Annotated in this window: 22 protein-coding genes; 3 read left to right on the top strand and 19 right to left on the bottom strand. The window is 59.9% G+C overall.

The genetic code is table 11. The features are described from left to right. Window positions 1-256: 256 nt before the first annotated feature. On the top strand, window positions 257-1,477 hold the full coding sequence (locus ACTQZK_RS07380) for an MFS transporter (RefSeq protein WP_441899166.1): 1,221 nt from the start codon (window positions 257-259) through the stop codon (window positions 1,475-1,477). An 80-nt stretch (window positions 1,478-1,557) separates the two neighbouring features. Here the strand turns inward: ACTQZK_RS07380 and ACTQZK_RS07385 are convergent, their stop codons facing one another. Further along, complete coding sequence (locus ACTQZK_RS07385) at window positions 1,558-2,358, bottom strand: helix-turn-helix domain-containing protein (protein ID WP_002575858.1); 801 nt, start codon at window positions 2,356-2,358, stop codon at window positions 1,558-1,560. A gap of 560 nt (window positions 2,359-2,918) precedes the next feature. Between ACTQZK_RS07385 and tet(W) the strand changes: the two genes are divergently transcribed. Beyond that, the gene (gene tet(W) / locus ACTQZK_RS07390; RefSeq protein ID WP_441899168.1) at window positions 2,919-4,838 is read left to right on the top strand and encodes a tetracycline resistance ribosomal protection protein Tet(W); all 1,920 of its coding nucleotides are present in this window, start codon (window positions 2,919-2,921) and stop codon (window positions 4,836-4,838) included. Between the two features lie 637 nt (window positions 4,839-5,475). On the opposite strand, the gene ACTQZK_RS07395 is transcribed toward tet(W), so the two are convergent. The 13 genes from ACTQZK_RS07395 to ACTQZK_RS07455 form a co-directional block, all read right to left on the bottom strand. Next, window positions 5,476-6,150: a class B sortase gene (locus tag ACTQZK_RS07395; RefSeq protein ID WP_441899170.1), complete on the bottom strand. Its 675-nt coding sequence runs from the start codon at window positions 6,148-6,150 to the stop codon at window positions 5,476-5,478. An 84-nt stretch (window positions 6,151-6,234) separates the two neighbouring features. Next, window positions 6,235-9,339: a VaFE repeat-containing surface-anchored protein gene (locus ACTQZK_RS07400; RefSeq protein WP_441899172.1), complete on the bottom strand. Its 3,105-nt coding sequence runs from the start codon at window positions 9,337-9,339 to the stop codon at window positions 6,235-6,237. Window positions 9,340-9,348: 9 nt separating this feature from the next. Further along, entirely contained in the window at window positions 9,349-9,840 is a 492-nt protein-coding gene (locus ACTQZK_RS07405; protein ID WP_195631340.1) for a DNA gyrase, read from the bottom strand. A gap of 66 nt (window positions 9,841-9,906) precedes the next feature. Then, on the bottom strand, window positions 9,907-10,302 hold the full coding sequence (locus ACTQZK_RS07410; protein WP_157004813.1) for a hypothetical protein: 396 nt from the start codon (window positions 10,300-10,302) through the stop codon (window positions 9,907-9,909). 17 nt (window positions 10,303-10,319) lie between these two features. Continuing rightward, window positions 10,320-11,330 carry a conjugal transfer protein TrbL gene (locus ACTQZK_RS07415; RefSeq protein ID WP_418142346.1) on the bottom strand — a complete coding sequence of 337 codons (1,011 nt, stop codon included), beginning with the start codon at window positions 11,328-11,330 and terminating at the stop codon, window positions 10,320-10,322. Further along, window positions 11,330-12,049: a hypothetical protein gene (locus tag ACTQZK_RS07420; RefSeq protein WP_441899175.1), complete on the bottom strand. Its 720-nt coding sequence runs from the start codon at window positions 12,047-12,049 to the stop codon at window positions 11,330-11,332. The genes ACTQZK_RS07415 and ACTQZK_RS07420 overlap by 1 nt, the downstream gene beginning before the upstream one ends. Before the next feature lie 13 nt (window positions 12,050-12,062). Further along, window positions 12,063-13,625: a glucosaminidase domain-containing protein gene (locus ACTQZK_RS07425; RefSeq protein ID WP_441899177.1), complete on the bottom strand. Its 1,563-nt coding sequence runs from the start codon at window positions 13,623-13,625 to the stop codon at window positions 12,063-12,065. Window positions 13,626-13,648: 23 nt separating this feature from the next. Beyond that, on the bottom strand, window positions 13,649-16,045 hold the full coding sequence (locus ACTQZK_RS07430) for a VirB4-like conjugal transfer ATPase, CD1110 family (protein WP_278806050.1): 2,397 nt from the start codon (window positions 16,043-16,045) through the stop codon (window positions 13,649-13,651). After that, on the bottom strand, window positions 16,023-16,451 hold the full coding sequence (locus tag ACTQZK_RS07435) for a PrgI family protein (protein WP_123219281.1): 429 nt from the start codon (window positions 16,449-16,451) through the stop codon (window positions 16,023-16,025). Before ACTQZK_RS07435 ends, ACTQZK_RS07430 begins: the two co-directional genes overlap by 23 nt. 10 nt (window positions 16,452-16,461) lie before the next feature. Further along, window positions 16,462-16,680, bottom strand: a complete 219-nt coding sequence (locus ACTQZK_RS07440; protein ID WP_123219280.1) for a hypothetical protein — start codon at window positions 16,678-16,680, stop codon at window positions 16,462-16,464. Between the two features lie 186 nt (window positions 16,681-16,866). Then, window positions 16,867-18,543: a VirD4-like conjugal transfer protein, CD1115 family gene (locus ACTQZK_RS07445; RefSeq protein ID WP_441899180.1), complete on the bottom strand. Its 1,677-nt coding sequence runs from the start codon at window positions 18,541-18,543 to the stop codon at window positions 16,867-16,869. A 164-nt stretch (window positions 18,544-18,707) separates the two neighbouring features. Further along, complete coding sequence (locus tag ACTQZK_RS07450) at window positions 18,708-19,298, bottom strand: hypothetical protein (protein WP_321109849.1); 591 nt, start codon at window positions 19,296-19,298, stop codon at window positions 18,708-18,710. Between the two features lie 40 nt (window positions 19,299-19,338). After that, a complete protein-coding gene (locus ACTQZK_RS07455; protein ID WP_229087884.1) occupies window positions 19,339-19,608 on the bottom strand; it encodes a helix-turn-helix domain-containing protein in 270 nt (89 codons plus the stop codon). Window positions 19,609-19,942: 334 nt separating this feature from the next. Between ACTQZK_RS07455 and ACTQZK_RS07460 the strand changes: the two genes are divergently transcribed. After that, window positions 19,943-20,437: a nucleotidyltransferase domain-containing protein gene (locus tag ACTQZK_RS07460; RefSeq protein ID WP_117635919.1), complete on the top strand. Its 495-nt coding sequence runs from the start codon at window positions 19,943-19,945 to the stop codon at window positions 20,435-20,437. A gap of 71 nt (window positions 20,438-20,508) precedes the next feature. On the opposite strand, the gene ACTQZK_RS07465 is transcribed toward ACTQZK_RS07460, so the two are convergent. From ACTQZK_RS07465 to ACTQZK_RS07485, 5 genes are all read right to left on the bottom strand, one after another. Further along, a complete protein-coding gene (locus tag ACTQZK_RS07465) occupies window positions 20,509-21,591 on the bottom strand; it encodes an IS1595 family transposase (protein WP_158553197.1) in 1,083 nt (360 codons plus the stop codon). A 204-nt stretch (window positions 21,592-21,795) separates the two neighbouring features. Then, a complete protein-coding gene (locus tag ACTQZK_RS07470) occupies window positions 21,796-22,950 on the bottom strand; it encodes a hypothetical protein (RefSeq protein ID WP_441899183.1) in 1,155 nt (384 codons plus the stop codon). Continuing rightward, window positions 22,947-23,465 (bottom strand): plasmid mobilization protein, encoded by a 519-nt coding sequence (locus ACTQZK_RS07475; protein WP_157004805.1) that lies wholly within the window; start codon window positions 23,463-23,465, stop codon window positions 22,947-22,949. Before ACTQZK_RS07475 ends, ACTQZK_RS07470 begins: the two co-directional genes overlap by 4 nt. After that, window positions 23,455-24,549, bottom strand: a complete 1,095-nt coding sequence (locus tag ACTQZK_RS07480) for a site-specific integrase (protein WP_123219275.1) — start codon at window positions 24,547-24,549, stop codon at window positions 23,455-23,457. Before ACTQZK_RS07480 ends, ACTQZK_RS07475 begins: the two co-directional genes overlap by 11 nt. Next, a complete protein-coding gene (locus ACTQZK_RS07485) occupies window positions 24,539-24,763 on the bottom strand; it encodes a DNA-binding protein (RefSeq protein ID WP_123219274.1) in 225 nt (74 codons plus the stop codon). Before ACTQZK_RS07485 ends, ACTQZK_RS07480 begins: the two co-directional genes overlap by 11 nt. Between the last annotated feature and the right edge of the window lie 41 nt (window positions 24,764-24,804).

The following is a 24,804-nucleotide window of genomic DNA, read 5'->3' on the forward strand; positions in this document are numbered from 1 at the left end:
GAAGGAGGCTTACGTGTGTTAATTTGTGTACGCTAATAAGCAATAAAAAGTAGAAGTACTTTTCCACATGATGGTGGGCTTTTTTTGCGTGCGTATGCAAAGGAACACGTAGGTGTGACACGAGCAGTCTTTGAACTGTATCGTGGTGTTTTTTCGTGCTTTGTTGTTATGCAGGCGTCTGCCCTCTCTGTGGGACAACGCCTGCTTTTTATTGCAGAAACAAAGGAACAATGCAATAAAAAAGGATGTTCGCATTATGACCCAAAACAACAATTCATGGAGAAAAACTTATTTTACACTTCTTGCCGGACAAGCAATATCCTTTATTAGCAGCGGTATTTTGCAAATGGCCATTATCTTTTATTTGGTTGCGAAAACTAATTCTGCAATCATATTGACGGCGGCAACACTGATTGGATTTTTGCCGCAAGCCTGTTTAGGCCCGTTTGCAGGTGCTTTTGTTGACCGGCACAGCCGTAAAAGCGTAATGATTGGTGCGGATTTGATAATTGCCGCCGCTGGCGGTATTCTGGCGCTGGTGGCGTTTTACATGGAATTGCCCGTATGGTCTATTATGGTTGTCCTGTTAATCCGAAGTGCGGGAACTGCTTTTCATTCTCCAGCATTCAACGCAGCAACACCTATGATTGTGCCAAAAGAGGAACTTACAAAATGCGCTGGTTACACGCAGACCATGCAAGCAGTAAGTGCGATTATCAGTCCAGCTGCCGCAGCGTTTTTATATGCTGTTTGGCCTCTTAATGCAATTATATTGTTAGATATTGTGGGTGCAATCCTTGCCTGTGTGACTGTTGCGATTTCGTCCATACCAACGCCTGAACTATGTCCAGAAACGAAAAGACAACAGTTTTTACAGGATATGAAAGAGGGGTATGTGGTATTAATGCAAAACAGGGGCCTCTTTGCTCTGCTCTGGATTGGTGTAATTTATATGTTCTTTTATATGCCAATCAGTACGCTTTTTCCTCTCATCTGTATGTCATACTTCAAAGGAACACCGGCCCATGCCTCTGCCGCTGAAATTGCTTTTGCGGTTGGTATGCTGCTTGGCGGAGTCATTCTGAGCATTTGGGGCGGTTTTAAGAAACGGCGGTACACCATCGGTCTTTCCGTTCTCCTGATGGGCGTTAGCAATATGCTCTCCGGGCTTTTGCCGCCAGACGCATTTCTTGTCTTTGTTGTGTGCTGTACTGTTATGGGAATTTCCGCTCCATTTTACGGTGTGCAAAATGCGATTTTTCAAGAAACGGTCAGACCAGAATATCTGGGGAGAGTTTTTTCTCTACTGACAAGCGCCGCTTCCCTCGCCATGCCGTTTGGCCTTGTCATTTCCGGGCCTCTGGCGGAGCGGCTGGGAGTTGAGAAATGGTTTGTCATTTGCGGAATTGGCATTATCATCGTTGCGCTTGCCGTATTTTTACTACCCGGTTTGAGAGAGATTGACAATACGCAATAATCAACTGCACCTTTTTCTATTACTAAACAAAATGCCTGGATGGTGGTTCTGAAAAACCAGAACCGCCGTTCAGGCATTTTTTATCTTCGTCCTCTCTGCGGTTTTGGATTCTTCAGCAAGTCGGATTTTTCCGCAATCTTTTTCAGCCACTTCCGTTCTTCTACTGACAGCTTCCTAAAATTCAGCTTGAGCCGTTTGCAGATAAACGCCAAGTACGCTTGTTCCGTGTCGCTGTCCTGGCTGACGATTTCACCAGCAGTTTCCAGCATTTCTTTTAGCGGGTTATCCTCTGGGACGCTGAAAAAATCGTCCTTGTGTGTTTCCCGCAGAGCAAGGGCAATCCCGTTTATGTCCCGTTGTATCACATAGCGGCAAAACTCGTCCTCATCAATATGGGCGGTGATAAGCTGTCTTAACTGCGTATCACTCATGCCAGGATTATGCTTTTTTATAACAGTTGCGCTCATCGTGTCCACTATGGCGTTTGCACCCTGCGCCTGTTTCAGTGCCGTTCCGTTCACATAGATTTCAAGGTCAGCCATCAGCCGGGGGAAATCCGGGTGCGCCGCCAGCTCACACAGCAGGGTATTGTCTATCCTCCCGCTTTTCAGCAGGTCAATCATTTCATCACTCAAACGCAGGTCTGCAAGATCGGCGTTTGGGTGATTTTTCATTTCAGACAGCCCCAGCAGATAATCAGCGGTCACACCGTAAAACTTCGCCAGCCGGATAAGGGCATAGTGGCTGATGTCCTTGAAGTCTTCCGTTTCGTAACTGCCCAGCGCAGACTTGGAAAGCCCGGTCTGCTCCGCAAGCTGCCCCAGCGTCAAGCCACGCTCCACACGTAGGTCTTTTAATCGCTCTTGTATGGATAAAGACATATTCACCCTCCTTGCTAGCTCAACGAAAGAGAAGCCGTTATGCTATGTACTATGCTCATAGCATAACGGCATAGGCATTTACAGTTTTATTTTAGTAAAATGCAGACAACACCACGGATCGGCTTTTGGCTGGACAATTCCAACCAAAAGCCGCAGCAGACAGCAGAAAACATTCTGAACGTTAGGAAGCCGGTATGATTGTTACATATAAGGGGAAGAAAAATTTCTTTTAGATACTTGCTTTCCTAAAACTGATGTGATATAATAATTCAAGTCCAGAAAAGGAGTAAAAAATATGCGGCAAGGTATTCTTAAATAAAACTATAATCAAATAGTGGGAACAAAGGATTATGATAGTCCCTTTTGTAGGGGTTTAGTTTTTTGTACCCAATTTAAGAATACTTTTGCCTTATCAATTTTGACATATCCCCAAAAACAGCACTCACAAACAGGTGTATGCTGCATATGTGTATGTCCGCAAATTATCATCCCCAGTGGTAAAAGTATTTTACTGCTGGGGATTTTTATGCCCTTCGGGGCAGTAAAGGGAGGACAATCACATGAAAATAATCAATATTGGAATTCTTGCCCATGTAGACGCTGGAAAGACGACCTTGACGGAGAGCCTGCTATATGCCAGCGGAGCCATTTCAGAACCGGGGAGCGTCGAAAAAGGGACAACGAGGACGGACACCATGTTTTTGGAGCGGCAGCGTGGGATTACCATTCAAGCGGCAGTCACTTCCTTCCAGTGGCACAGATGTAAAGTCAACATTGTGGATACGCCCGGCCACATGGATTTTTTGGCGGAGGTGTACCGCTCTTTGGCTGTTTTAGATGGGGCCATCTTGGTGATCTCCGCTAAAGATGGCGTGCAGGCCCAGACCCGTATTCTGTTCCATGCCCTGCGGAAAATGAACATTCCCACCGTTATCTTTATCAACAAGATCGACCAGGCTGGCGTTGATTTGCAGAGCGTGGTTCAGTCTGTTCGGGATAAGCTCTCCGCCGATATTATCATCAAGCAGACGGTGTCGCTGTCCCCGGAAATAGTCCTGGAGGAAAATACCGACATAGAAGCATGGGATGCGGTCATCGAAAATAACGATAAATTATTGGAAAAGTATATCGCAGGAGAACCAATCAGCCGGGAAAAACTTGTGCGGGAGGAACAGCGGCGGGTTCAAGACGCCTCCCTGTTCCCGGTCTATCATGGCAGCGCCAAAAAGGGCCTTGGCATTCAACCGTTGATGGATGCGGTGACAGGGCTGTTCCAACCGATTGGGGAACAGGGGAGCGCCGCCCTATGCGGCAGCGTTTTCAAGGTGGAGTATACAGATTGTGGCCAGCGGCGTGTCTATCTACGGCTATACAGCGGAACGCTGCGCCTGCGGGATACGGTGGCCCTGGCCGGGAGAGAAAAGCTGAAAATCACAGAGATGCGTATTCCATCCAAAGGGGAAATTGTTCGGACAGACACCGCTTATCCGGGTGAAATTGTTATCCTTCCCAGCGACAGCGTGAGGTTAAACGATGTATTAGGGGACCCAACCCGGCTCCCTCGTAAAAGGTGGCGTGAGGACCCCCTCCCCATGCTGCGGACGTCGATTGCGCCGAAAACGGCAGCGCAAAGAGAACGGCTGCTGGACGCTCTTACGCAACTTGCGGATACTGACCCGCTTTTGCGCTGCGAGGTGGATTCCATCACCCATGAGATCATTCTTTCTTTTTTGGGCCGGGTGCAGTTGGAGGTTGTTTCCGCTTTGCTGTCGGAAAAATACAAGCTTGAAACAGTGGTAAAGGAACCCACCGTCATTTATATGGAGCGGCCGCTCAAAGCAGCCAGCCACACCATCCATATCGAGGTGCCGCCCAACCCGTTTTGGGCATCCATCGGACTGTCTGTTACACCACTCCCGCTTGGCTCCGGTGTACAATACGAGAGCCGGGTTTCGCTGGGATACTTGAACCAGAGTTTTCAAAACGCTGTCAGGGATGGTATCCGTTACGGGCTGGAGCAGGGCTTGTTCGGCTGGAACGTAACGGACTGTAAGATTTGCTTTGAATACGGGCTTTATTACAGTCCGGTCAGCACGCCGGCGGACTTCCGCTCATTGGCCCCGATTGTATTGGAACAGGCATTGAAGGAATCAGGGACGCAACTGCTGGAACCTTATCTCTCCTTCACCCTCTATGCGCCCCGGGAATATCTTTCCAGGGCTTATCATGATGCACCGAAATACTGTGCCACCATCGAAACGGCCCAGGTAAAAAAGGATGAAGTTGTCTTTACTGGCGAGATTCCCGCCCGCTGTATACAGGCATACCGTACTGATCTGGCCTTTTACACCAACGGGCAGAGCGTATGCCTTACAGAACTGAAAGGGTATCAGGCCGCTGTCGGCAAGCCAGTCATCCAGCCCCGCCGTCCAAACAGCCGCCTGGACAAGGTGCGCTATATGTTTCAGAAGATAATGTAAGTGGCGGGGAGGAGAAATGGATAACTCGTTGCTTCATCGGCATATCATGCGTGATAGGCATATCGCTTATCGTTCATATGGTGATGCATGCGATGGCGATGTCTCACATGATGGGTTAGGAGCCGATTATGGGTAATGCCAGACCAGCCGAACGGATTGTTATTGTAGCGGCCCCCGTCCTCTCGATAGCTGCTATCGTCCTTCAGCCCTTTATGGAATCAGCCAGCTGCGCTGGATTGATGCGCTGGATTAGCGTCGGTGGAATTTCGGTTCAGCCTTGGGTTTTGCTCCTTGTCTCTTCTTGTTGCACGGTCCTATATCTATTCAGCATCCTGAAAGAAAGGGGACAGTTTAGGCGCGTGGTTGTCACGGTTTCAATTATTGCGGGAGGCGTCTCTGCCGCTTGCGTATTCATTTCTGCGGCCTGTTTTTTCTCGTTATAAAGCCATTCATGAAACAGTCAAGAAGATCGTCCTTCATCACCCTGGCTGATCGCGTTGTGCTCGCATGGCAATCGACGGTGTGGGCTGTTGGCAGACTTATTCTTCGTTCATGGCACCAATTCTTTGGCAATAATATGCCGCCAAAGTGAAAGCACCAATGGGGATATCAGCAACGAAACAGACTATGCTCTCTATCAGCCTGCCTCGACCGCATACACGACGGTCCTGGAGTTGTCCGTCTGGTACGAGCAGGTGACGAACGCGTAGACCTGCACTCCCTCGGGCACGTCACCCAGGACCACCTCGCTCTCGGCGGCCTCGGATTCCATGTAGGCATCGAGCTCCGCCGGGTCCTCGAAACGCAGCCGTACTTGCTTTCGGTCGGCGTCGATGACGTTCACTAGCACGGGCCTGAGGCGGATCGTGCGCTCCCTGGTGATCAGAATGATCTCCCCGTGGTCGGCGGCGAAGCCCTCGTCGCTGTAATCCGCCAGGTCGGCGAACATGGTCCCGTCGGACATGTGATGCCCGTAGACCATGACAAGGGGGCTCTCGAGCCCCTGCTCGCAGCCGTTTGCCACGTAGGGCGTCCCCCATGGGGACCACTCGCCCCATGCGTCGTGGAACAGGTAGAACCCCGGGTCGTCGGGCCTGCCCAGCACCACCGGGTAGTCCACGGACGTGCCCGGTATGCGAACCCAGGCCGCGACCGAAGGCGGCAGGCGGTCCCAGTCCATGGAGGGCCCGTCATCCGCAAAGCTCTCCTCGGCGGGCTCCTGCCTCATCTCATCGTAGGGGTCGTCGGTGCCCGCCATGCCGGATGCCACAAGGGCGATGCCGACCGCCAGGGCCGCCAGCGCAAGCAGCACCGCAGCCCTTCTCCTCATTGTTCCCATGGCCGCGTAGCGCAAGGGGCCACAGGGGGGGTCGCCCCCCTGCGGCCCCGGAGTCCGCTACTCGCTCACCTCCTCGGAATCCTCGACGTCATCGGCCAGGCTTCCCTTGGAGCGGCGCTGTCGCGCCAGCAGAACGAGGGAAACGGATCCTGCCGCGGCTATGGTCAGGCCCAGCAGGAAGATCATCCAACCGGTGATCGGGGCCAGGGCTCCTGTCTTGTCGTAAGGGGTCTTGGGAACCTCAGGTGTGTCAGGGTTGTCGACGACGACGGTCTGTCCTGCGTCGTTGATGTCCTGGTGGACCGCCGCAAGGTTACCCTCGACGGTCAGGCACTCCTCGAATGCGACGAGGCTGTCGCCTTCGTTGAGCGAAGATGCATCGAACTCGAAGGTCACGTCAACGGTTCCGCTTGGCTTGTCGGGGGTGAACTCCGCCGTTGCGGTCACCGGCTTGCCGTCGGCGTCCTCCAGCGCCTCTCCGGTGGACTTCACCATGAGGGTGCCGTGGACGGTGTAGGCATCGCCCGCGACGAGGCCCTTGTACTCGACGGTGTCGATGAGCTTCACCTTGCCGGTGACGATGATCTGGTCGCCGTCGGCGGCATCGGTGAGCTTGGTGCCGATCTCGGCCACGGTCACGGTCTGGCCCTCGTCGGAAGGATCCTCGTGGGATGCGAGCTGGACGTCTGCCGCGAAAAGCTTCTCGAAGACCACCAGGCTCTTGCCGTCAAGGCCGGTGCCGTCGAAGGCGATCTCCACTGCCTGGGCGCCATCGGCCTCGTCAGGGGTGAAGGTGGCGCTGCCGGTCACCTGCTTTTCCACCAGGCCGTCCTTGACCATGACGGGCTCCCCGGTCTCCGCATCGACCAGGGCCGCCTCAAGCGTGTACTCGGTGCCGGGGACGAGGCCCTCGTAGGCAACCTCGTCGACCACGGTGATATCGGTGCCGGTCACCAGCTTGTCGCCGTCGGCCTTGTCGGCGGCGGTGGTGCGGATGTCGAGGAAGTGGACGGTCTGGTCCTCGTCGCTGATGTCGGCGTGCACTGCGACCTCGATGCCGTCGGAGATCATGGATTCGAAGGCCACGATGTCCTCGCCCGCGAGCAGGCTGGAGTCGAAGGTGAACTCGAGCTGGACCTCGCCGGCCTTCAGCCTGGGCTTGAAGGTCTTGGTGGCGGTGATGGCGTTGCCATCCGCATCGAGCAGGGCCTCTCCGGTGGACTTCACCATGAGGGTTCCGGTTATGGTGTACTCGGTGCCGTCGTTCTTGAGGTTCTCGTACCAGACGGTGTCGACCAGGGTGGTCTCGGCGGAAGCCTGTGCCACGTGGTCGCCGTCGGCCTTGTCGGTCTCCTCGGTCTGGATCTTCGGGCCCTCCTTGTCGTCGAGGCTCATCCACACGGGCTTGGCCACGGTGGAGTCGCGCTCGATCACGAAGGTCTTGGTCACCAGGTCGTAGCCCTCGTTGGAGTCGCTGCGGAGCTCTTCCAGGAGGTACTTGCCGTAAGGGAGTGCGGAGAGGCCGTCATCGACGGCCGCGTTGGAGCCGTCCTCGCCAAGGGAGAACCAGATGCCCGCCTTGGAGTCCATGTCAGACGCCTTGATGCTCTCGGAGGAGAGCAGGCCGTCGTTGCCGTTGGTGTTGCTGCTGTGCTTGTTCCAGGATGAGGCCGTGGAGACGTTGCCGTTCTTGTCGGTCACGAGGACGTGGGACTCGCCGGTGGAGACGTTGGTCACCTTGAAGGCCACCTGCAGGGACGCATTGGTGTCCTCGGCCATCTTCACGATCTCCAGGTCGTTGCGGACCACCTGGTCGAAGAACTCCAGGGGCCTCTCGTACCTGTCGCCTGCGACCAGCACGCCCTCTGCCCTCACCTGGAAGGTGCGGGGCGTGCCGTCGGTGAGCAGGTAGGAGTCGTTGGCCTTGGTCTCCTGGATGGTGTAGGTGCCGTAGGGAAGCTCGTCGGCAGCGGTCTGGGCGGTGTATGCCCCCTCCTCGGGGTTCCATGCGGTCGCGATGGTCTCGATGGCGTCGCCGGGCTCGAACCACTTGTCGCCAACGAGGACCTTGTGCTCGGATGCGTTGGCGATGATGAACTCGATGCCGGAGAGGGTGGATCCGGTGTCGAGGGCGTCATGGGAGTTGCCGCCCAGGGCCTCGGACGCCTGGAGCTCGACGTCGGACTTGGTCACCTGCACGCCGCCGCGGATCACGTCGTCGTCGCAGGGGCTGCCGGTAAGGTCGACGACCTGTCCGTCAGAATTGATCTCGGCCTTGGCGGACCAGTCGGACACGAGGTAGCCCTCGGGTGCCTCGGACTCGACCACGGTGTACGTGCCGCAAGGCAGCGCGTTGGAGGCAGTCTTGGCGATATACGCGCCGGCGTCACCGTCCCAATGCCTGGTGATGGTCTTCACCACCTCGCCGCTTGCGTAGTAACGGCCGTCGACGAAGGCGTACTTGCCGGAGGAGTTGACGATGTCGTACTTGGCGCCGCTAAGCGTGGCATCGCCCTGGGGCTCGGCCCCTGCCTGAGAGTCAACCTTGGCGACCTTCAGGCCTCCCTTGTCCCAGGTGAAGCTCATGAGCACCTGGGTGCCAGGGCCGGTGTGGATGCAGAACGCCTCGAAGCCGGTCGAAACCTTTCCCTTGCTTGCCTTTATGGACTTCCAGGTGGTGCCCAGAAGCTCGCCGCGGGCCCAGTCTTCGAAGTCGCCGCTGGTGCCGAACACGGCATCGGCCTTGGAGTCCTGGTAGGCATAGGACAGGAGCACGTGGCTTGCGACGATGTACTTCTCCGCGCTCCAGCCGCTGCCGTCGTACCAGGAGTCGGGGAACATGGATGCGTCGAATCCCGGGGCACCGTAGCTGAACCACATGGTGGCGATGAGGTCGGGGTCGCTCACGCTGCTTTTGCTGTACGTGCCCGGGGACGGAGTGGCGGCAGACGGGTCGGCGCAGTACGCGACCTCGCCGTCGGCATACATGTGCGTTGTGGAGTATCCCGCGTAAGGGATGTCGTCGCCGATTGTGACGTTGACGCTGCCCGCCGCGAATGCGTTGACGGGCGTCACCACGCAAACGCTCAACGCCAAAGCGAGGCTTATGGCCACGCGAATGATCTTGGAGGAGACGATCCTCTCCGCTGTCTTTGCTTTCACGGCCCCTCCTTAGAACGGGATGTCTTCGCGGGCCATGCGGGCGTTGGCGCGGGCTGCGGCGTTGCGGCCGAGCCTCTCGCTGCCGTCGCGTGCCGAGCGTGCGCGGTCGGCGAGGCTCTCGAGGTACTCGGTCCGGTTCTGCTCGATCGCATCCCTGATCTGGGCGGGCATCACCTTGACCACGTCCTTGACCTCTACGCCCTCGTCGTTGACGACGGGCTTGCCGTCCTCGTCGAGGATGCTCCTGCGGAGCCAGACCTCGCGCTCGGTGAGGAGCGGGATGTCCCGGTAGTCCTCGCCGCGGTATCGCGACTCGTTGACGAACAGCGGGCTGAACTGGTAGTAGCTGACGTCGTGCCCGTCGATGACCGTGCCCTTGGGCAGGGTCACGGAGTTGAAGGTCCTTGTCTCACCGGTCCTTCGGTCGGTGTACTCGATGTCCGTGCGAACGAAGTTCTTGTGCAGCGTGACATAGGTGTTCTTTGGTGTTTCCTGGCTCATGCGAGCCCTCCTTTACGTCTAGTGCCGGCATGTTGTGGAAGTGCCGGGGTTCTTGGGTGCCAAGGGCTACCTGCCCATCCGATGTCCCTCCCTTCTCCTGATCTGCTCGACCGCGGGGACGTTCTTGGCGCGCTGCGCCCTGGACGAGAGGCCCTCGTCAAGGAGCAGCGCCCTCTCGAACTCTCCGTAGCCGATGCGCTCGATGTCGTCTGGTTCGTACCCGAGGTAGGCCTCGGCGGCGTCGACGAGCTCCTCGGCGTCGGAATAGCCCCAGTTGAAGCCGTTCATCACCTCGGTCCACCCGCCTTGTCGCCTGGCCCACAGGGAGAACGAGAAGCCCAGGGTGTCCGCTCCGGTCGGGTCTGGTGCCGCATGGGCCTCCAGGAGCAGGCGCGATCCGTCCTCTGGGTCGTTCATCATCCATGCCGCTTCCGGCGTGGCCCCGCTGTTCGGTTCGTACAAGTTCTCTTTCCTTTCTCTTAGAATCCGCTAACTATGTCTCGAGCCCACGCTCCGCTCTTCACGAGCGAGAGGATGAGCAGGATGCACATCGCCAGGTACTGCAGCGCGTACGTGAGGCCGTTCGCGACGGTGTCCACGGGGGTGCCCGTGCCGGGGTTCGCGCCGGTTATCCCTCCGAGGATCACGGGGAAGGCGATCAGGAGGATGACGATGATCAGGCCTGCGATGCAGACGGCGGTGAAGTTCTTCAGATACCCGACTCCGATCTGCCTGGTGTCGTCCAGGGCCATGAAGGCAAGCGGGATGGGGCTGAACGCCGCCATGATGTAGAGCTGCAGCGCTCGAGCCCAGCACACGACCAGGGCGACGATGTAGGCGGCCAGCACCACCACCCAGCTGATGAGCGAGACGATGAGCATGGCCAGCAGCGCCGGGATGTCGTCGTCGGCGGTGACGATGGACACCGCCGCAAGGTCCAATGCGCCGCCGGTCCCGAACAGCGCCATGACCCTGTCGATGGCGATGCCAATCACCTCGTAGATCGACTGCATCAGCTCGAAGCTGTGCTGGATCAGGAACAGGAACACGGCGAAGAAGACGAGCAGGAACACGACCTCCTTGACCCCGGGCATCGACGCGTTGCCGTCGACCCTCTGCGAGATCTGGATGAGCTTCACGGTGAACACGAGGGAGAGCACGCCGCAGCCGATGGGTAGGATGGCGACCCTCCACACGCCGTGGGCGATGTCGTACATCGACACGCTTCCGGAGGTGGTCAGCATCGAGCTGAAGTCGGCGCCGAGGATGCCGTCGTATCCGATTCCCTTGAGGACGTCGACCTGCTTGGAGAACATCCAGTTCGCGGCATCTCTCAGGAGCTCCGCCAGCCAGTTGTTGATGTCCCCGGCGATGTCGGCGTAGGCGCTGTGCGCAGGGACTAACAGCACCGTGAGGAGGGCGAGAGTCATCGCGAAGGCGATTTTGAAGCGGCGGTCACCGATGGCTTTGTTGACGATGGACATCTGCATCACATCGCGGAGATCTTGCCCGTCTTGCCGTCGATCGTGACGGTCACGATGGTCGCGTTGGGGTCATCGAGGGTGAAGGTCGAGCTGGTCCTGTCGTTGTTGGCGTCGATGTAGATCTCGCCGTCCCAGCTCGCGGTCTTCGCGTACGGGCACTTCGCGGTCACGTATCCCTGCAGGCACTCGGCGATCTTCGCCTGGTCGATGCCGGTCAGGCTTGCCAGGTATCCGACGTTTCCCGTGATGCCAAGCTCGACGCTCTCAGGCGCGTCGATGGTGTAGGACGCCGCAAGCTTGAAGGAGTCGCAGGCGATCACGAGGCTGCCGTCGCCTGCGATGTCGACCCTTATGGTTGACGGGGACTGCGTTGACGTGAGGCTGTCGCTGACCCAGATGGACTCGGAGAAGCCGCTCTCGTCGGAGGTCGACTTCTCCGGCGTCCAGTAGGTGATCTTCTCCTCGTCGCCGGACCTCTCGACGAAGGCGCCGTTCACTATGGACATGGCCGACTTGCCGTCCTGGGAGGTCCACTTGGTCCCGAGCAGCTTCTCCAAGCTGTCCTTTGCCTCCTCGGCATCGACGCTGGCGGTCTCTCCCTGCTCCTGGCCGGGTTGGTCTTCCTGGCCGCTATGGACCATGGTGCAGCGTGCGCATCCCGCCCCGATGAGCACGAGGAGGGCCACGCATGCGAGCGCGGCCATGGCCTTGCTCTTCCTTTCCATTCCTTGCTCCTTTCTAGTGACGCGCCGTCAGGGCGCATGTGAAGTAGTTGACTCCCGTCGCGATCCTGCACACGTCGCCCGTGTGCGGCTCGTGTATGTACTTGTCGCCGCCGATGTAGATGGCGACGTGGCCGTACTTGTAGAGGATGTCGCCGGGTTTCGCCTGGGATATGGGTATCTGCCTCAGCTCCTCCTTCTGGTCCTCCGTGTAGTGGCTGATGCGAATGCCCGCCTGCCTGTAGCAGTACTGCGTGAGCCCGCTGCAGTCCAATCCCTTTCCCGGGGTTGATCCGCCCCAGACGTACGGCACGCCGAGCTGGCTGTATGCGGCGGCGACGATGGTGTTGCCCGCCTCCTCGCCGGCCTTGAAGTCCTCCAGGCTCAGCCCGTCGAAGCGCCTGAGGCCGTAGGTGTCCATGATCGACTTCAGCGTCTCCACGTAGCTCGAGTCCGTGGCCCAGCCCGCGTCCTTGAGGCCCTCGGCCATCTTGTCGGAGTCGTGGTTTGCCATGGCCTCCCTGATGAGCGGGTTGTTCGCGTACCTGCCTGCCTGGAGGAACACGCGGCTCCTGAAGCGGATGCATTCCGCATCCCCCTTGAAGACGATGAACTGGGCGGTGATCGTGTAGTGGCTGCCGTCTGCCGCCTCCTCGCCGGTCGCCCAGGACGACTTTCCCGCGACCTCGGGAGCGGATGCGTACGATGAGGCCCATTTCATGCCGAAGAGGTTGTGGTCCCTTGTGGCCAGCTGGCTCATATGGTCGCCTTGGCCGCTCTCGCAGATGATCTGGGCGATCGTGCAGCCTGCGGGGTGCCCGTACTTCTCCTGGGCGTCCAGGGCCGCCTCGACCATCTCGTAGGTGATGTACGGGGGGAGCCCCTCCATCGCCTGCTTGTTGGCCTCGTTCTCCCAGAAGCCGAAGAGCGCTGAGACAATTTGTCCCACTAGCAGGGCGCCCAGCACGAAGGCGACGATTCCGGCCACCACTCCTGCGACGGGTATTCCGGCGCTGGCGATGGCCCCTGCGACGCCCGCGGTTCCCTCGGCCGTTGCCGCCGCCGCGGCAGCCGACGCGTTCGCGCTGGCGACCTGGGTCCCGACGGCCTGGGCGGACATCTCCGCGGAGGCGCCGGCGGCTGCGTCTGCCGAAGCCTTCGTCGCGCCTGCGGCTCCGTTCGACTTGGCGCGCATCTCCGCGGCCTGCCTGTATGGGTCGGCTGCGGCCTCGGCTTTCCCCGTTGACTTGGGGACCGTTCCCTGCGAGCCGGCATTCTCCGCCGACTTTGCGGCCTTGCCCGCCTTGCGCGATGCCAGCCTCCTCCTGATTGCCCTGCCGCCCTCTGCCGCATCGTAGACGTCGCGTGAGCCCTCCAGCTCGTCCGAGTCGTCCAGCTCGTCAACGAGCGAGGCGGCGGCCATGCGCCTGAGGCCGAGGCCCGCTGCCGTCTGCTCCGTGGCGTCCTTGGCCGGCACGCCGACGCCGCTTCCGACGACGCCCTCGCGGAACGCATCCCCGCCGGAGACGACGCCGGAGTTGAGGAGGTTCTCCCGTTCTCCGGCTACCACGTCGTGCATGGGGTCCCTGTCGGGCGATCGCGTCATCGGGCGGACCTTCCTCCGCCTCCGAGGGCGTTGACCTCGGAAGGCTTGGTCGTCAGCAGGTCGTAGATCCTTCCCTTGGGCAGCTCGTTTGTGATCGGCATCCTGGCGCCGCCTGCGACCAGCAGGCCGTCGCCGGGCTTGATTCCGTCGTCGATGTAGCGGACCTCCTCGTCGGAGAGGTTGAGCGTCTCCGCCCAGAGGTCTCGGTCGACGGTGGACTGCTTGTGGAGCATCAGGTAGTCGGAGTTGAGGATCATCGTGGAGCCGATGTCGCTTCCCAGCATGAAGCTGGCGTTCTGGGAGAGTCCGGTGGCTACGAGGCCGAACTTGCGGCCCTCCGCCCAGAAGCTCTCGAAGTACGCGATGACGGCCGGATGCTTGAAGAGGCTCTGAACCTCGTCGATGAAGAGCCAGGTGGTCCTTTTCTCGGCGAAGTTCTGGTACATGCGGTTGCGCACCTGCTCCAGCGCGGTCAGCATGCCGAAGACCTTCATGTCGGAGTTCAGGTCGTGGAGGTCGATGTTCACCATCGGGGCGTCGAGGGCCACGTTGGACCTTCGGTTGAAGAACGAGAAGGAGCCCTTGACGTGCCGCTCGTATCGCAGGGCGATGTCTCTGGCAGCCGCCTCCGGCTGCTCCAGGAGGAGGTCGTAGAAGTCCTCGAGCACCGGGGTGCCCTCGTCGCCGGCCCTGCGGTAGGCCTCTTCCACGCACCTTGCGATGATGGATCGCTCCGCCTGGGTGAGGCCCTGGTTTCCCTCCGCCATCATCGATGCGGAGAGCGCCAGGAAGGCGTCCACCTTGAAGGCCTTCTGGAGCGGCTCGTTAAGGGATTCCACGTCCTTCGTGTCGAAGGGGTTCATGAACTGGCCCGAGTCGGCTGCGAGCCTGATGCTCACGCCGCCTCCCGCCTCTGCGACCGGGCGTCCCTCACCGGTAGGGTCGATCCAGATTCCCTGAGCCTTGTCGCCGTAGAGCATGCGGACCTGCAGCCAGACGCTCTTCTGGGCGTTCGACTTGCCCGTGCCCGGCGTTCCGAAGTCGAATCCCATGGGCGAGGGCAGGGATAGCCTGTCCAGGATGGCCAGCGTGTTGGTGATCTTCGACTGTCCGAGGTAGATGCCGCCGGGCTGGTTGATCTCCAGCGATGCGAAGGGCATCTGCATGGCGATCTGGCCGCTGGTGAGGAGCCTGGTCACGTCGCACTTGTTGGTGGCGAAGGGGAGCACGGAGCCCCAGCCCTCCTCCTGGCGGTAGTAGAGCTTCTCGACGGTGAGCGCAGAGCCCCTGGCAGTGGAGATGATTCTGTCGATTTGCTCGTCGAGCTCCTCCTCGCTCGCCGCGTAGGTGAACACGTAGCCGGCGTACTCGAAGAGTCGCTCGTTCTTGTTGCGCAGGAAGTCCAGAAGCTCCTCGGCGTCCGCGCGCGAGTAGCGAAGGGCCGTGGAGGTCTGCGTGAGGATGATTCCCTTGTTGGCGGCTCGGCTCTTCTGGCCTCGCTCCTCCATGTCCATCCAGTCGATCTTTCCCTGCACCATGTCGATGGCCTTGTCCTGCGGGATGGGCCTAAGGTGCAGCGAGACGGAGAGCGGGATGGGGAGGTCGACGATGCTCGCGAGGCAGTCGTCCATGAGGATGGATCCGAACGACCTGATGGCCATGACGCAGCACCAAGCGTCGTCGGCCCTGAAGGCGTCGTTGCGGCCGTTGGGCTTGAAGTCGACGGACATGGGCGCCACGAAGTCGAGGCTCCGCGCCGTCGGGCACTGGGACAAATTGTCCCAGTCGAAGTCGAAGGGGGAAAGCGGGCTCAGCAGGCCGCGGGCTATCCTGAGCCTCTCCGCGCCCTTCACGGGCTCCGACTTGCTCTTGATCCTCGCCAGGGCCTGCGTGCAGTCGTTGCGCATGCGGGCGAGCTTCGGGATTGCCGAGTCGATGTCGTCCGCCTTGGTGGTGAAGGTCAGGTACCTCTGCCTCTTCAGGTTCGAGACGCCCTCGCGCATCTTGTCGTTGAGGATGCGGTTGTACTCCTCGACGTAGTCGTCCAGGCAGGGGTCGCTCTTTGGGAAGAACGTCCTGTTGCCGATCTCCTCGGCCGGCACGGGCTCGTTGGTGATCGTGACCTGGACGCTGGTGTCCGGGTTGAAGTAGTTGTAGAGCGCGCTCATGGTGCTGTAGATGTTCTCGCGGGTGTCCTTTCTGGCGCACTGGTAGGTGATGTCGCCGAACTGCACCATCTGGCTGAAGAGGCCTGGCGCTACCTGGGCGACCCCGTTCTCGAGCATGAGCTCGTATCCGCAGAGGTCGATGGTGCCCTTCTGCCTCTTCTGCTTCTCCTTCTTCTTCTCGGGGGCGCCTTCGACGCCCTTCCTACGCTTCTTCAGCAGGCTCATAGAGCTCCGCCCCCTTTCGGTAGGTTCTCTTCCTTTCCTTGCGGGTCAGCTTCTTCGGTTCCAGGGCCAGCGGCATGTCCGTGCCGCAGCGGTGGCTGGGCGTGAATTCGTAGTGGCGCTTGGCCATGTGGTGCCTGGCGACCAGCGGCAAAAACCTCTCGAAGGGCATGCCGTGGGGCTTCCAGAAGCCGGCGAGCCAGAAGGGCAGCGTTGCGAGCATGATGGGGAACGTCATGTCAGAGGGGTCTATGGCGAGCCAGAGCCACGAGGCCAGGGCGACGAGGACAGCGGTCGCGAATCCTCCCGCAAGGCAGACGCAGGTCCTGATGGACATGTCCCCGAAGAGCTTCTGCTCATACTCCCCGATGTCCTTCTGGATCGGGATGTGGAGCTTGTCGTCGATCAACCGGGGCCTCCTAAGCCGGCATCCATGAGGTGTCGAGCTGGCCGAAGTAGACCGCGGCGGCGATGATGATCGCGCCGCCGGCGATCGTCGCGATGCCAGCCTCCATGCCCTCGCCACCGCCTCCGCGGTTTCCGATGGACCTGCCGAGCTGCACCGCTCCCCAGACAACGAGGAATCCGCCCAGGAACGTCACGCAGCCTGTGACGAGGGTGATGATCTTTGCAAGCATGTGAATGCCTCCTTTGCGTCTTTGGCGCCGAGGGTGGAAGGGGCGCCTTGTGTTGCGTGATAAGATTGCAGTGCGGAGCGCGCGAGCGCTCCTTTGCGTCTAGGCGGCGGCAGCCGCGCCGAGGGTGGAAGCTCGACCCGGCCTTGTTGCCAGAGGCATTGCCGCTGCCGTTCCCTTGCTCAGAGATCACCCCCTCATCCTGTTTGCATACGCTCCGAAGTCGAAGGGCGTGCTGTGCTTGGCCCCCTTGTGCCCTGGCTCGACCTCATCCCACCGAGGATGCTGCGCCGCGTCGTACTTGTCGTCCTTGAACGGGTAGGTGCCCGCTATGAGCAGCAGGGCCTTCCGCCTTGACAGGCGGCCCACCTCGTCGGGTAGCATCAGCGGTCGCTCGAATATGGTCCTGTTCACGGTGGTCGACTTGTTGGCGCCCTCGGTGTCGTTGAGGGTGAAGGAGACGATGGTCTGGTTTCCCAGCATCTTGGAGATCTCCTCGTTGGTGCCGTAGAGCGTCGACCCCAGGAAGAGCGTCGTGTCGCAGCAGGCCCTGATGGACAGGGCCTTCTCCTCGCCGTAGGTGCCCTTCAGCTGCTCGAACGACTGCAGGATCATGGACATGGAGACGTTCCTGCTTCGGATGACGGCGATGAAGCGGTCGATGTCGGGCAGCTTGCCGATGTTGGCGAACTCGTCGAACACCAGGTGGACCGGGGTGGGGAGCTTGCCGCCGTGGTCGATGATCGCCGCGTCGCAGAGCTCGTTCACGGCCTGCCACATGAGCATGGCGAACAGGAAGTTGAAGGTTCCGCGCGTGTCTGGCATCGATGCGAAGACGACGGTCCTCTGCCCTGCGTCGCCCATCTTGTCCAGGTGGAGCTCGTCGTCTGCCAGGAGGCTCTGCACGTTGTCGGCCATCATAGGCAGGCACCGGGTGTTGCAGCTGATGATGATCGACTTGAGGGTCTCCCCGGCGGCGGTCTTGAAGCGCTTGTATGCGTTGAGGGCGAAGTCCTTGGAAGGGTCAGCGGGCTCTCGGACCTGCTCCCAGCGCACGGTGGAGCTCCCGTTGGTGAACGCCCGCGAGTTCTCGTCGAAGGGCCTCTCGTCGCCTGAGGCGACTAGGCGCTTGCCCGTCTCAAGCTCGTGGAACAGCAGGTCGAGGGGGCTCATGTAGGATTCGTTTCCCTCGCGGGCCTCAGCCAGCGACAGCAGGGTGAGCATACCCGGGAGGTTCCTGTCCTCGGGCGGGCAGTGGTGGATCAGGTACGCGATGAGCGCCGTGTAGAGGAGACGCTCCGCGTTCTCCCAGAACGGGTCTCCCGTGTGCTCGGCGTCTCCGGTGGTGTTGGTGATGAGGCACTCCACGATGGCCAGCACGTCCACGTCGGTGCGCACGTATGCCAGGGGGTTGTAATGGCTCGAGGTCTCCATCCTGACGAGGTCGAAGTTGCGGATCCTGTAGCCTGCGGCCTCGAACATCCACCCTGTGGATTCTATGAGCGTTCCCTTCGGGTCGGTTACCAGGTAGCTGGCGTTCATCTGCATCAGCAGCGGAAGCACGTGGCTCCTGGTCTTGCCCGTTCCGGGTGTTCCGACGACGCAGATGTTGCGGTTGCGGTCCGTTTCCAGGTCGAAGTCGGACCTGGAGACGGGGATCCCGATGGAGCTTGTCAGCGGGATGTTCAGGTCCGGCTCGTCCTGGTTCATGAACGCTTTGCCCTCTTCGATGCTGCCCCAACGGGAGGAGCCGTGCTCCTCGCCGAGCCGGAAGGTCCCCCCTCGGAGAGCCTGGTGCACCCAGATGCCCCAGATGGCGCATGCTGCCAGCATTCCCGCCAGCGGTGCGAGAGCGTTCGCGTGCATGACCCCTCCGCCCGCTAGCCAAGCGGGCAGCTGCAGCAACGCCTCCATGGGATCAAGGGAGCCTCCCGGAAGGTCGAGGAGGCTCCCCACGAAGAGGAAGCCTGCGAGGGCTGCGCAGGCTGAGATGAGGGCGACTATCGCCACGGTATGTTTGTCGAAGGGCGTCAACGTCCCCTCGCTTGGTCGATGACCTCGCGGCTGCGGCCATGGGCGCGTTCCGCGAGCTCTGCCGACTTCCTGAAGGCCTCGACTCGGTCCTGGAGCGGCTCCTTGTCGGGGTCGCCAAGCGTTTCGCCGTCCCTGGCCGCTGCTCGGCCCTTTTCCTTGGAGAGCTGCTGCTCGGCCTTCTTGCAGGCCCTCGTGGTCTCCGTTGCCAGCTCGTCGAAGCATCTGGCGACCTCGGGCGCGTCGTCCACCCTGAAGATGAGGTACGACTTCTCGCCCTCGTCGAAGAATTCGTGCTGGAGCGCCTCGCGTTCAAGCTTCGAGCCGATGATCTCCTTGATGGTGTCGAACTCGGGGAGGTCTTTGAACTCATGCAGGTTCAGCTTCGCCCACTCGGGCGCCTCGCTTGCCTGCTCGACGCCTGCGGTGATTGCCGATTGCTCGCTTCCGATCTCGCCGACGGCGTTCCTGAAGGCCATGGAGACCCTCGCTGCGCTGTGGGTCATGGCGGCCTGCCCGGCCTCCTGGCCCAGGCGGAGCATCCAGTCGAACAGCTTCTCGCCGGATTCGTCTCCGAAGTCGCTTGGCATGATTCCTCCCTAGATGGACTGGGACAATTTGTCCCAGTCGTCAGCGTTTCTCTTTCCTTTGAGGTCGCGTGGATTCCGGTAGATCGCCAAGGCCCACGAGGAAGTACTCGGTGAACTCGATCTTGAACAGCCAGGTGATCTGCACCAGCTCGGTGGCCGACATCGCCACCTCTCCGCGCAGCTTCTTCCCGACGTTCGAGTCGCTAAGCCCAAGGCGCCTTGCGAGCTCGGTCGTCGACATGCCGCTTCGGTCCTTGTAGCTGTTGATCACCCCCAGGTACTGCCTGGTTATCGGGTCTAGGTGTTCCATCGCTTCCTCCATCACTCACGGCTGCGAGTTGCCGTAGCCGCGGCCCATACAGGCCCGGTGATGCTGGGAAGAGTAACGGTGCGCTTCATGTCTGTGGCGAAATCCGTCATGCGATGACGGAAACCCGTCACGAGGTTTCGGATCAGGCGGGCGCATCGCTTCGGGCAGCCTCTTGGCTGAACCCGCGCCTGTGCACAGTAATACGAGCATGAACTCTATAGAAAACCGCATGCCCGGGTATCCAATCTATGCGTTGTGTTAGACCGCTTTGGATACTGGGACTTTTCCTATAATCTTTCTTGCTTAGATAGCAGGCGAAAGCGAAGGAGCTCCTATGGTCACCAAGGATGATGCGTGTTGGATAATCGGCCTTTCCGCAGGTGCGGGCATTGGCGTATACCTTGATGGCGGCTGGGGCGTCGATGCGCTTGTCGGGCGTGAGACCAGGGCTCATAACGACATCGACCTGTTCGTTCAGCGCGGGGATTACCAAAGGTTCGTGGATCTAATTGCTGATGAGGGGTTTTCCGAGGTGGCTGCATCTTTCACCACCGAAGATCACACGGTGTGGCAAGACGAGGCGGGGCGCATCGTCGACCTGCATTGCTTCGATTTCGCCGAGAATGGCGATATTCTGTATCAGGGAGATCGTTTTCCCGGGGAGGTCTTTTCGGGGAGGGGGCGCATCGGCGAGGTGGAGGTGTCGTGCATCGACCCCGAAAGCCAGCTGTTGTTTCACTTGGGCTATCAGCATGACGAGCACGACGCCCACGATGTCATGCTCCTATGCCGTGAGTACGGTTTCGACGTTCCCGAAGAATATCGCTAGCTGTTGCTATTTGCATCGGGGCACGACTTCAGCGCTTGCCGCAGATGCGCTGCGCCAGACCGCCCTGGACATCACGCCACGCCGTATATGGCCCTCCGCGCACGCGAGTCCCATTTCGCCTGCTTGATCCAGTACTCGTAGAACGGATAGGGGGTCACCTTGTACTGGCGCCAGGTCTTCTCGTACGTGCCGCGGGCTGCCTGCCTCACTATGAGCTCGGCGAGCTCGTCCGCGCTCCTGCGGACCTTGAAGCACCATGTCCACTTGAACCAGGCGAGGTAGTTCTCGAGGCGTCTCGTGGAGACACCCCGGAACCTGCCGATGAAGTGCCTCATCTGGGAGTGGAGGCTGTTCACCCTGTTGATGGCGTGCTCCTCCCTCTTGCTGGCGATGTGCGCGCCGACGCCGAGGGCGGGCAGGACGCGGCGGTACACGTGCGCACGGTCCGTCGAGATTATCGCGCCGACCGCGAGCTTGTCGGCGAGCAGCTCCCTGGCTGCCGCCTCATCGAGGCCGCCCCTCCCCGCGATCTCGTAGAAGATGTCGCCGGCGTCGTTGATGCCGGTGAGCACGCATATCTTCTCGTGCCCGTCGGTTCCCTGCGACCTTGTGCGGGGCTTCCTGGGCATGCCGGACTCCGACCTGGAGCGGTTTCCCTTGAAGCTCTCCCTGAAGAAGCACTCGTCGAGCTCGGCCCCGCCGCCGGCCTCCACGCGGAAGGCGGGCATGCGCTTGGCCATGGCCTCGAGCAGCCTGTGGCGCATGAAGAACGCCGTCTTGAGGCACACGCCGCACTTTTCCGCCGACTCGCGCAGCGGGAGCATGTCCACGTGGCACTCCGCGAACCTCATCCAGGCCGACCTGTCGAGCTTGGTGGTGGAGAAGATGCGCATGGTGGCGTCGGTGAAGGTCCTGGCGCACCCTCGGCAGAGGAACCGCTGACGGCCGCGCCCGTCTCGCCCCCTCTTCACGTAATGCGGGGAGCCGCACCAGGGGCAGGCTCTGTCGGGATCGTCTTCCGCCCCCTCGCTTGCCGCGAGTTCGAAAAGCTCCGCGTCTATCAGCGCCTTGAGCGATCTCAGGACCCTGCTCTTCTCGGCAGCCGTCATCTGCGGGAGGAACTGCCTCGTCAGCTGGGTGAGCACGTCTTCCATTGCAACCTCCATCTCTCCTGATGATGGAATTGTCGCAACCGGGGCCCCGTCGCGTGTACTGCGTGCAGGACACTTATCCAAAGTGGTCTAACACAACGAATCTATGGGACAGCGGTTCCAAGAAGCGCCAGATGGGACGGTGTTTTTTCAAAGAGCCGGATGCCTTGAGGGCTCCTTGCCGGGGAAAATCGCCCCGGCGCGCTTCTAGCCGGGCTTGAACTTCTCGTCACGGTAGGCCCTGTATTCGCCCATGGCGTCTCCCATTCGGTCGAATCCGGCGCCATAATCCCAGGCCAGGGACCACAGTCGCTGGGCCTCGGGATCCGATTCGCGCCACGCGATCTCGAGGGCCTGGATCCTTTCCTCCTCCATGCGGCGCTGCTCTTCAGCTCTTCGCTCGGCAGCCTGCCGCTCTGCGCGCGTCCGTTGCCTGCGGCGGTTTTCGAGCGCCGTATCGAGGCTGAGTCCGGTGATGGGCCTGTTGGGCTTCAGCCAGGTTGACAGGGTGGCTATGAACCTTGCTTCCGTGCCCGCTTGCTCCTGCTGGATGACGTAGCGCCTGTAGCTGCCTGCGAGGAAGTCCTCGTCGACATCGTCGCCCAGAAGCGATTCCTGCCAGACCCTCCAGGCCTTCTCCTTCGCGCATTGGGATGCTTTGGAGCTCGGGACCTTCTCCCAGGCCCTCTCGAAGCTCTCGCTCGTTTCCGCCAGCCCTCCATCCCCCTTGTCGCAAGAGAGGTTTTCTGGCTGGTTGGTTGGGTGGTCAGAAGATGATCTCCTAGTAGTCTCTGAGTAGTCTTTGTATATGTCTGTCGGAATTTCGCCACACCTATGACGAAATTCCGACATAGGGGTACCGGGTTCGACGTCGCTTCCGTCATACCTATGGCGTTTTTCCGCCATAGGGTCCAAGCCGCCTGATTGCTCGGGATAGGTGAGCTCGAAGATGCGCGCAGGCTCGATGGCGATGAACATGACATTGCCCATGGTGCCGGCGCCATAGTCGACGTTGCGGAACACGCGCCTGATGGCCCCCAGCTCCTCAAGGCGTACCACTGCGTCCTTCGCCTGCCGCTTGCTGAGACCGAAATGCTCTGCGATCTGGTCGTAGCTTCGCTGCAGCAGGTCTGCCGAGAACCTCTTCCTGTAGGCGATGACGTCGCCCGTGGATTCGTCGCGGATCTCGCTCGGGCGGTACCAGTAGAGGACGTCCGAGAGGATGTTGATGGCTGCCAGGTCGGCCTTGCCAGAGGCGGTAGTAATTGTCTTGTACCAGGTCGCGGGGATGACGTTGCCGCTTATGGCCATCGTGGCGATGGCGTCCACGGATGCGTTTCCCGTGAGCTTTCGAGGAATCATCTCTTGTCCTTTTTGAACATTCCCTTCGTACTTCTCCTGCGTCTTTCGGGTTTTCTCTTCTCTGCGTCGGCGACGGGCTCCACTTTCTCGGGCGTCAGAGGAATCTGCCTCATATCAGGCGTCATGGTCCTGCGCAGATCCGATAGCTCCATATCCTCAATGGTCAGCCCGTCGGCAAGGGTATCGATGGCCATGCCCTGGTCGTTCATTTGCCTGAGGACGTCGAGGATGGCGCCTGAGACGTCCATGAGCCTTGCGTTGACCGGGGAGCCCGCAGCGACCCTTGCAAGCTCGTCAGCGATCCTCTTGGCCTGGAACGCTAGGGCCTTCTGCACCCTGGTCGTGGCAAGCACGGTTATCTCGTTTCCCTCGAGCCGGTCGATGATGAAGGCCTGCTTCGTCATGCCGCTAAGGGCTGCGAGCTGGTTGATTCTTTCGTTCTCCTCTTCCGAGACCCTGAAGCCGATGGTGATGTCCCTCCATCGCCCCTCTCTGTCCAGATTCTTAACGCTCATGGTTCTCACTCCTCGCATTCATGAGCGCGTCAAGCACGTCTGCCATGTTCCTCTGCTGGTTCGGGAAAAGGTGGGCGTAGCGGTAGGTGATGTGCACGCTCTCGTGGCCCATCCTGTCGGCGATCGCGACCGCGGTGAAGCCCAGGTTGATCAGAAGCGAGACATGGCTGTGCCTCAGGTCATGGACCCTTATCTCTTTCACACCGGCAAGCTTCGCAGCGGTTTTCAGCGTGTTGCTGAGCGCGTACTTCGTGAAGGGGAAGAGGCGGTCGTCTTCCTTGATGTCGCATTCCATCTCCATGTACTCCTGGAGTTCCTGCGCGAGGAAGCGGGGCAGGGCGATCACTCGCTCGGACTTCTTGGTCTTCGGAGGGCCGATGATGTCCCTTCCGTCGAGGCGGGAGTAGGACTTCGTCACGCTGATGGTCCTGTTCTCAATGTCGATGTCCTTGGCGGTCAGGGCCAGCAGCTCGCCCTCCCTCAGGCCGCACCAGTAGAGGATCTCGTAGGCGTAGAACATCTCGGGCCGGTCGATGACCTTCTCGGAGAACCTCAGGTACTCGTCCGTCGTCCAGAACCTCATCTCCTTTCCCTGCTTCTCACCGACCCTTCCGGCTTTCTGAAGGGGGTTTGCGGGAAGTCCGTAATGCCGTACGGCGTGGTTGAGGATTGCGGAGAGCTGGTTCTCCACCGTTCTGATGTAGGTCTCCGAGAGCTTCTTCCCGTTCTCGTCCTTTGCCTTCAGCAGGCTGTTCTGCCAGTCCATGATCTCTTTCGATGTGATGTCGACGACCCTCATCTCGCCGAAGAACGGGATGAGCTTCTCGTTGATCATGTACTCCTTGCTGCGCCATGTGGTCTCCCTCAGCCTCGGACGAACGTCTTCCGCGTAGACCCCGACGAACTGCTCGAAGGTCATGCTCGTGGACCGCGCTTCATTGGCCAGAAAGTCCCTCTCCCATGCCAGGGCCTCGCCCTTGGTCTTGAAGCCTCGCTTCGTCGAGTCGACGGTCTCTCCGTCATGGTTCGTGTAGTGGAGCTTGACGAGCCAGGTGCCCCTCTTCTCGTCCTTCCTAACGCTCATCGCCGGCCCTTGTCTCGAGCTCGCTCAGGTCGATTTCGTCGATTCTCCCGAAGAGCCTTTCCTCGTAGTAGCTGCGGTTCGTCTTTCCCCGCATCGTGAAGCAGCCCATTTCGGTAAGCTCAGCATTGAGCTGCCTTACGATCTTGTAGGCGTGCTGCATGCTGCATTCCAAGTCTTCGGCCACTTCCTTGGCCGTGATAAGTCTTCCATCCATCGTTGTGTCCTTTCTATTGATACAAAAACGTATCAGTACTA

The organism is Paraeggerthella sp. LCP19S3_G8 (genome assembly GCF_052119225.1).
GTDB lineage: Bacteria > Actinomycetota > Coriobacteriia > Coriobacteriales > Eggerthellaceae > Paraeggerthella > Paraeggerthella hominis.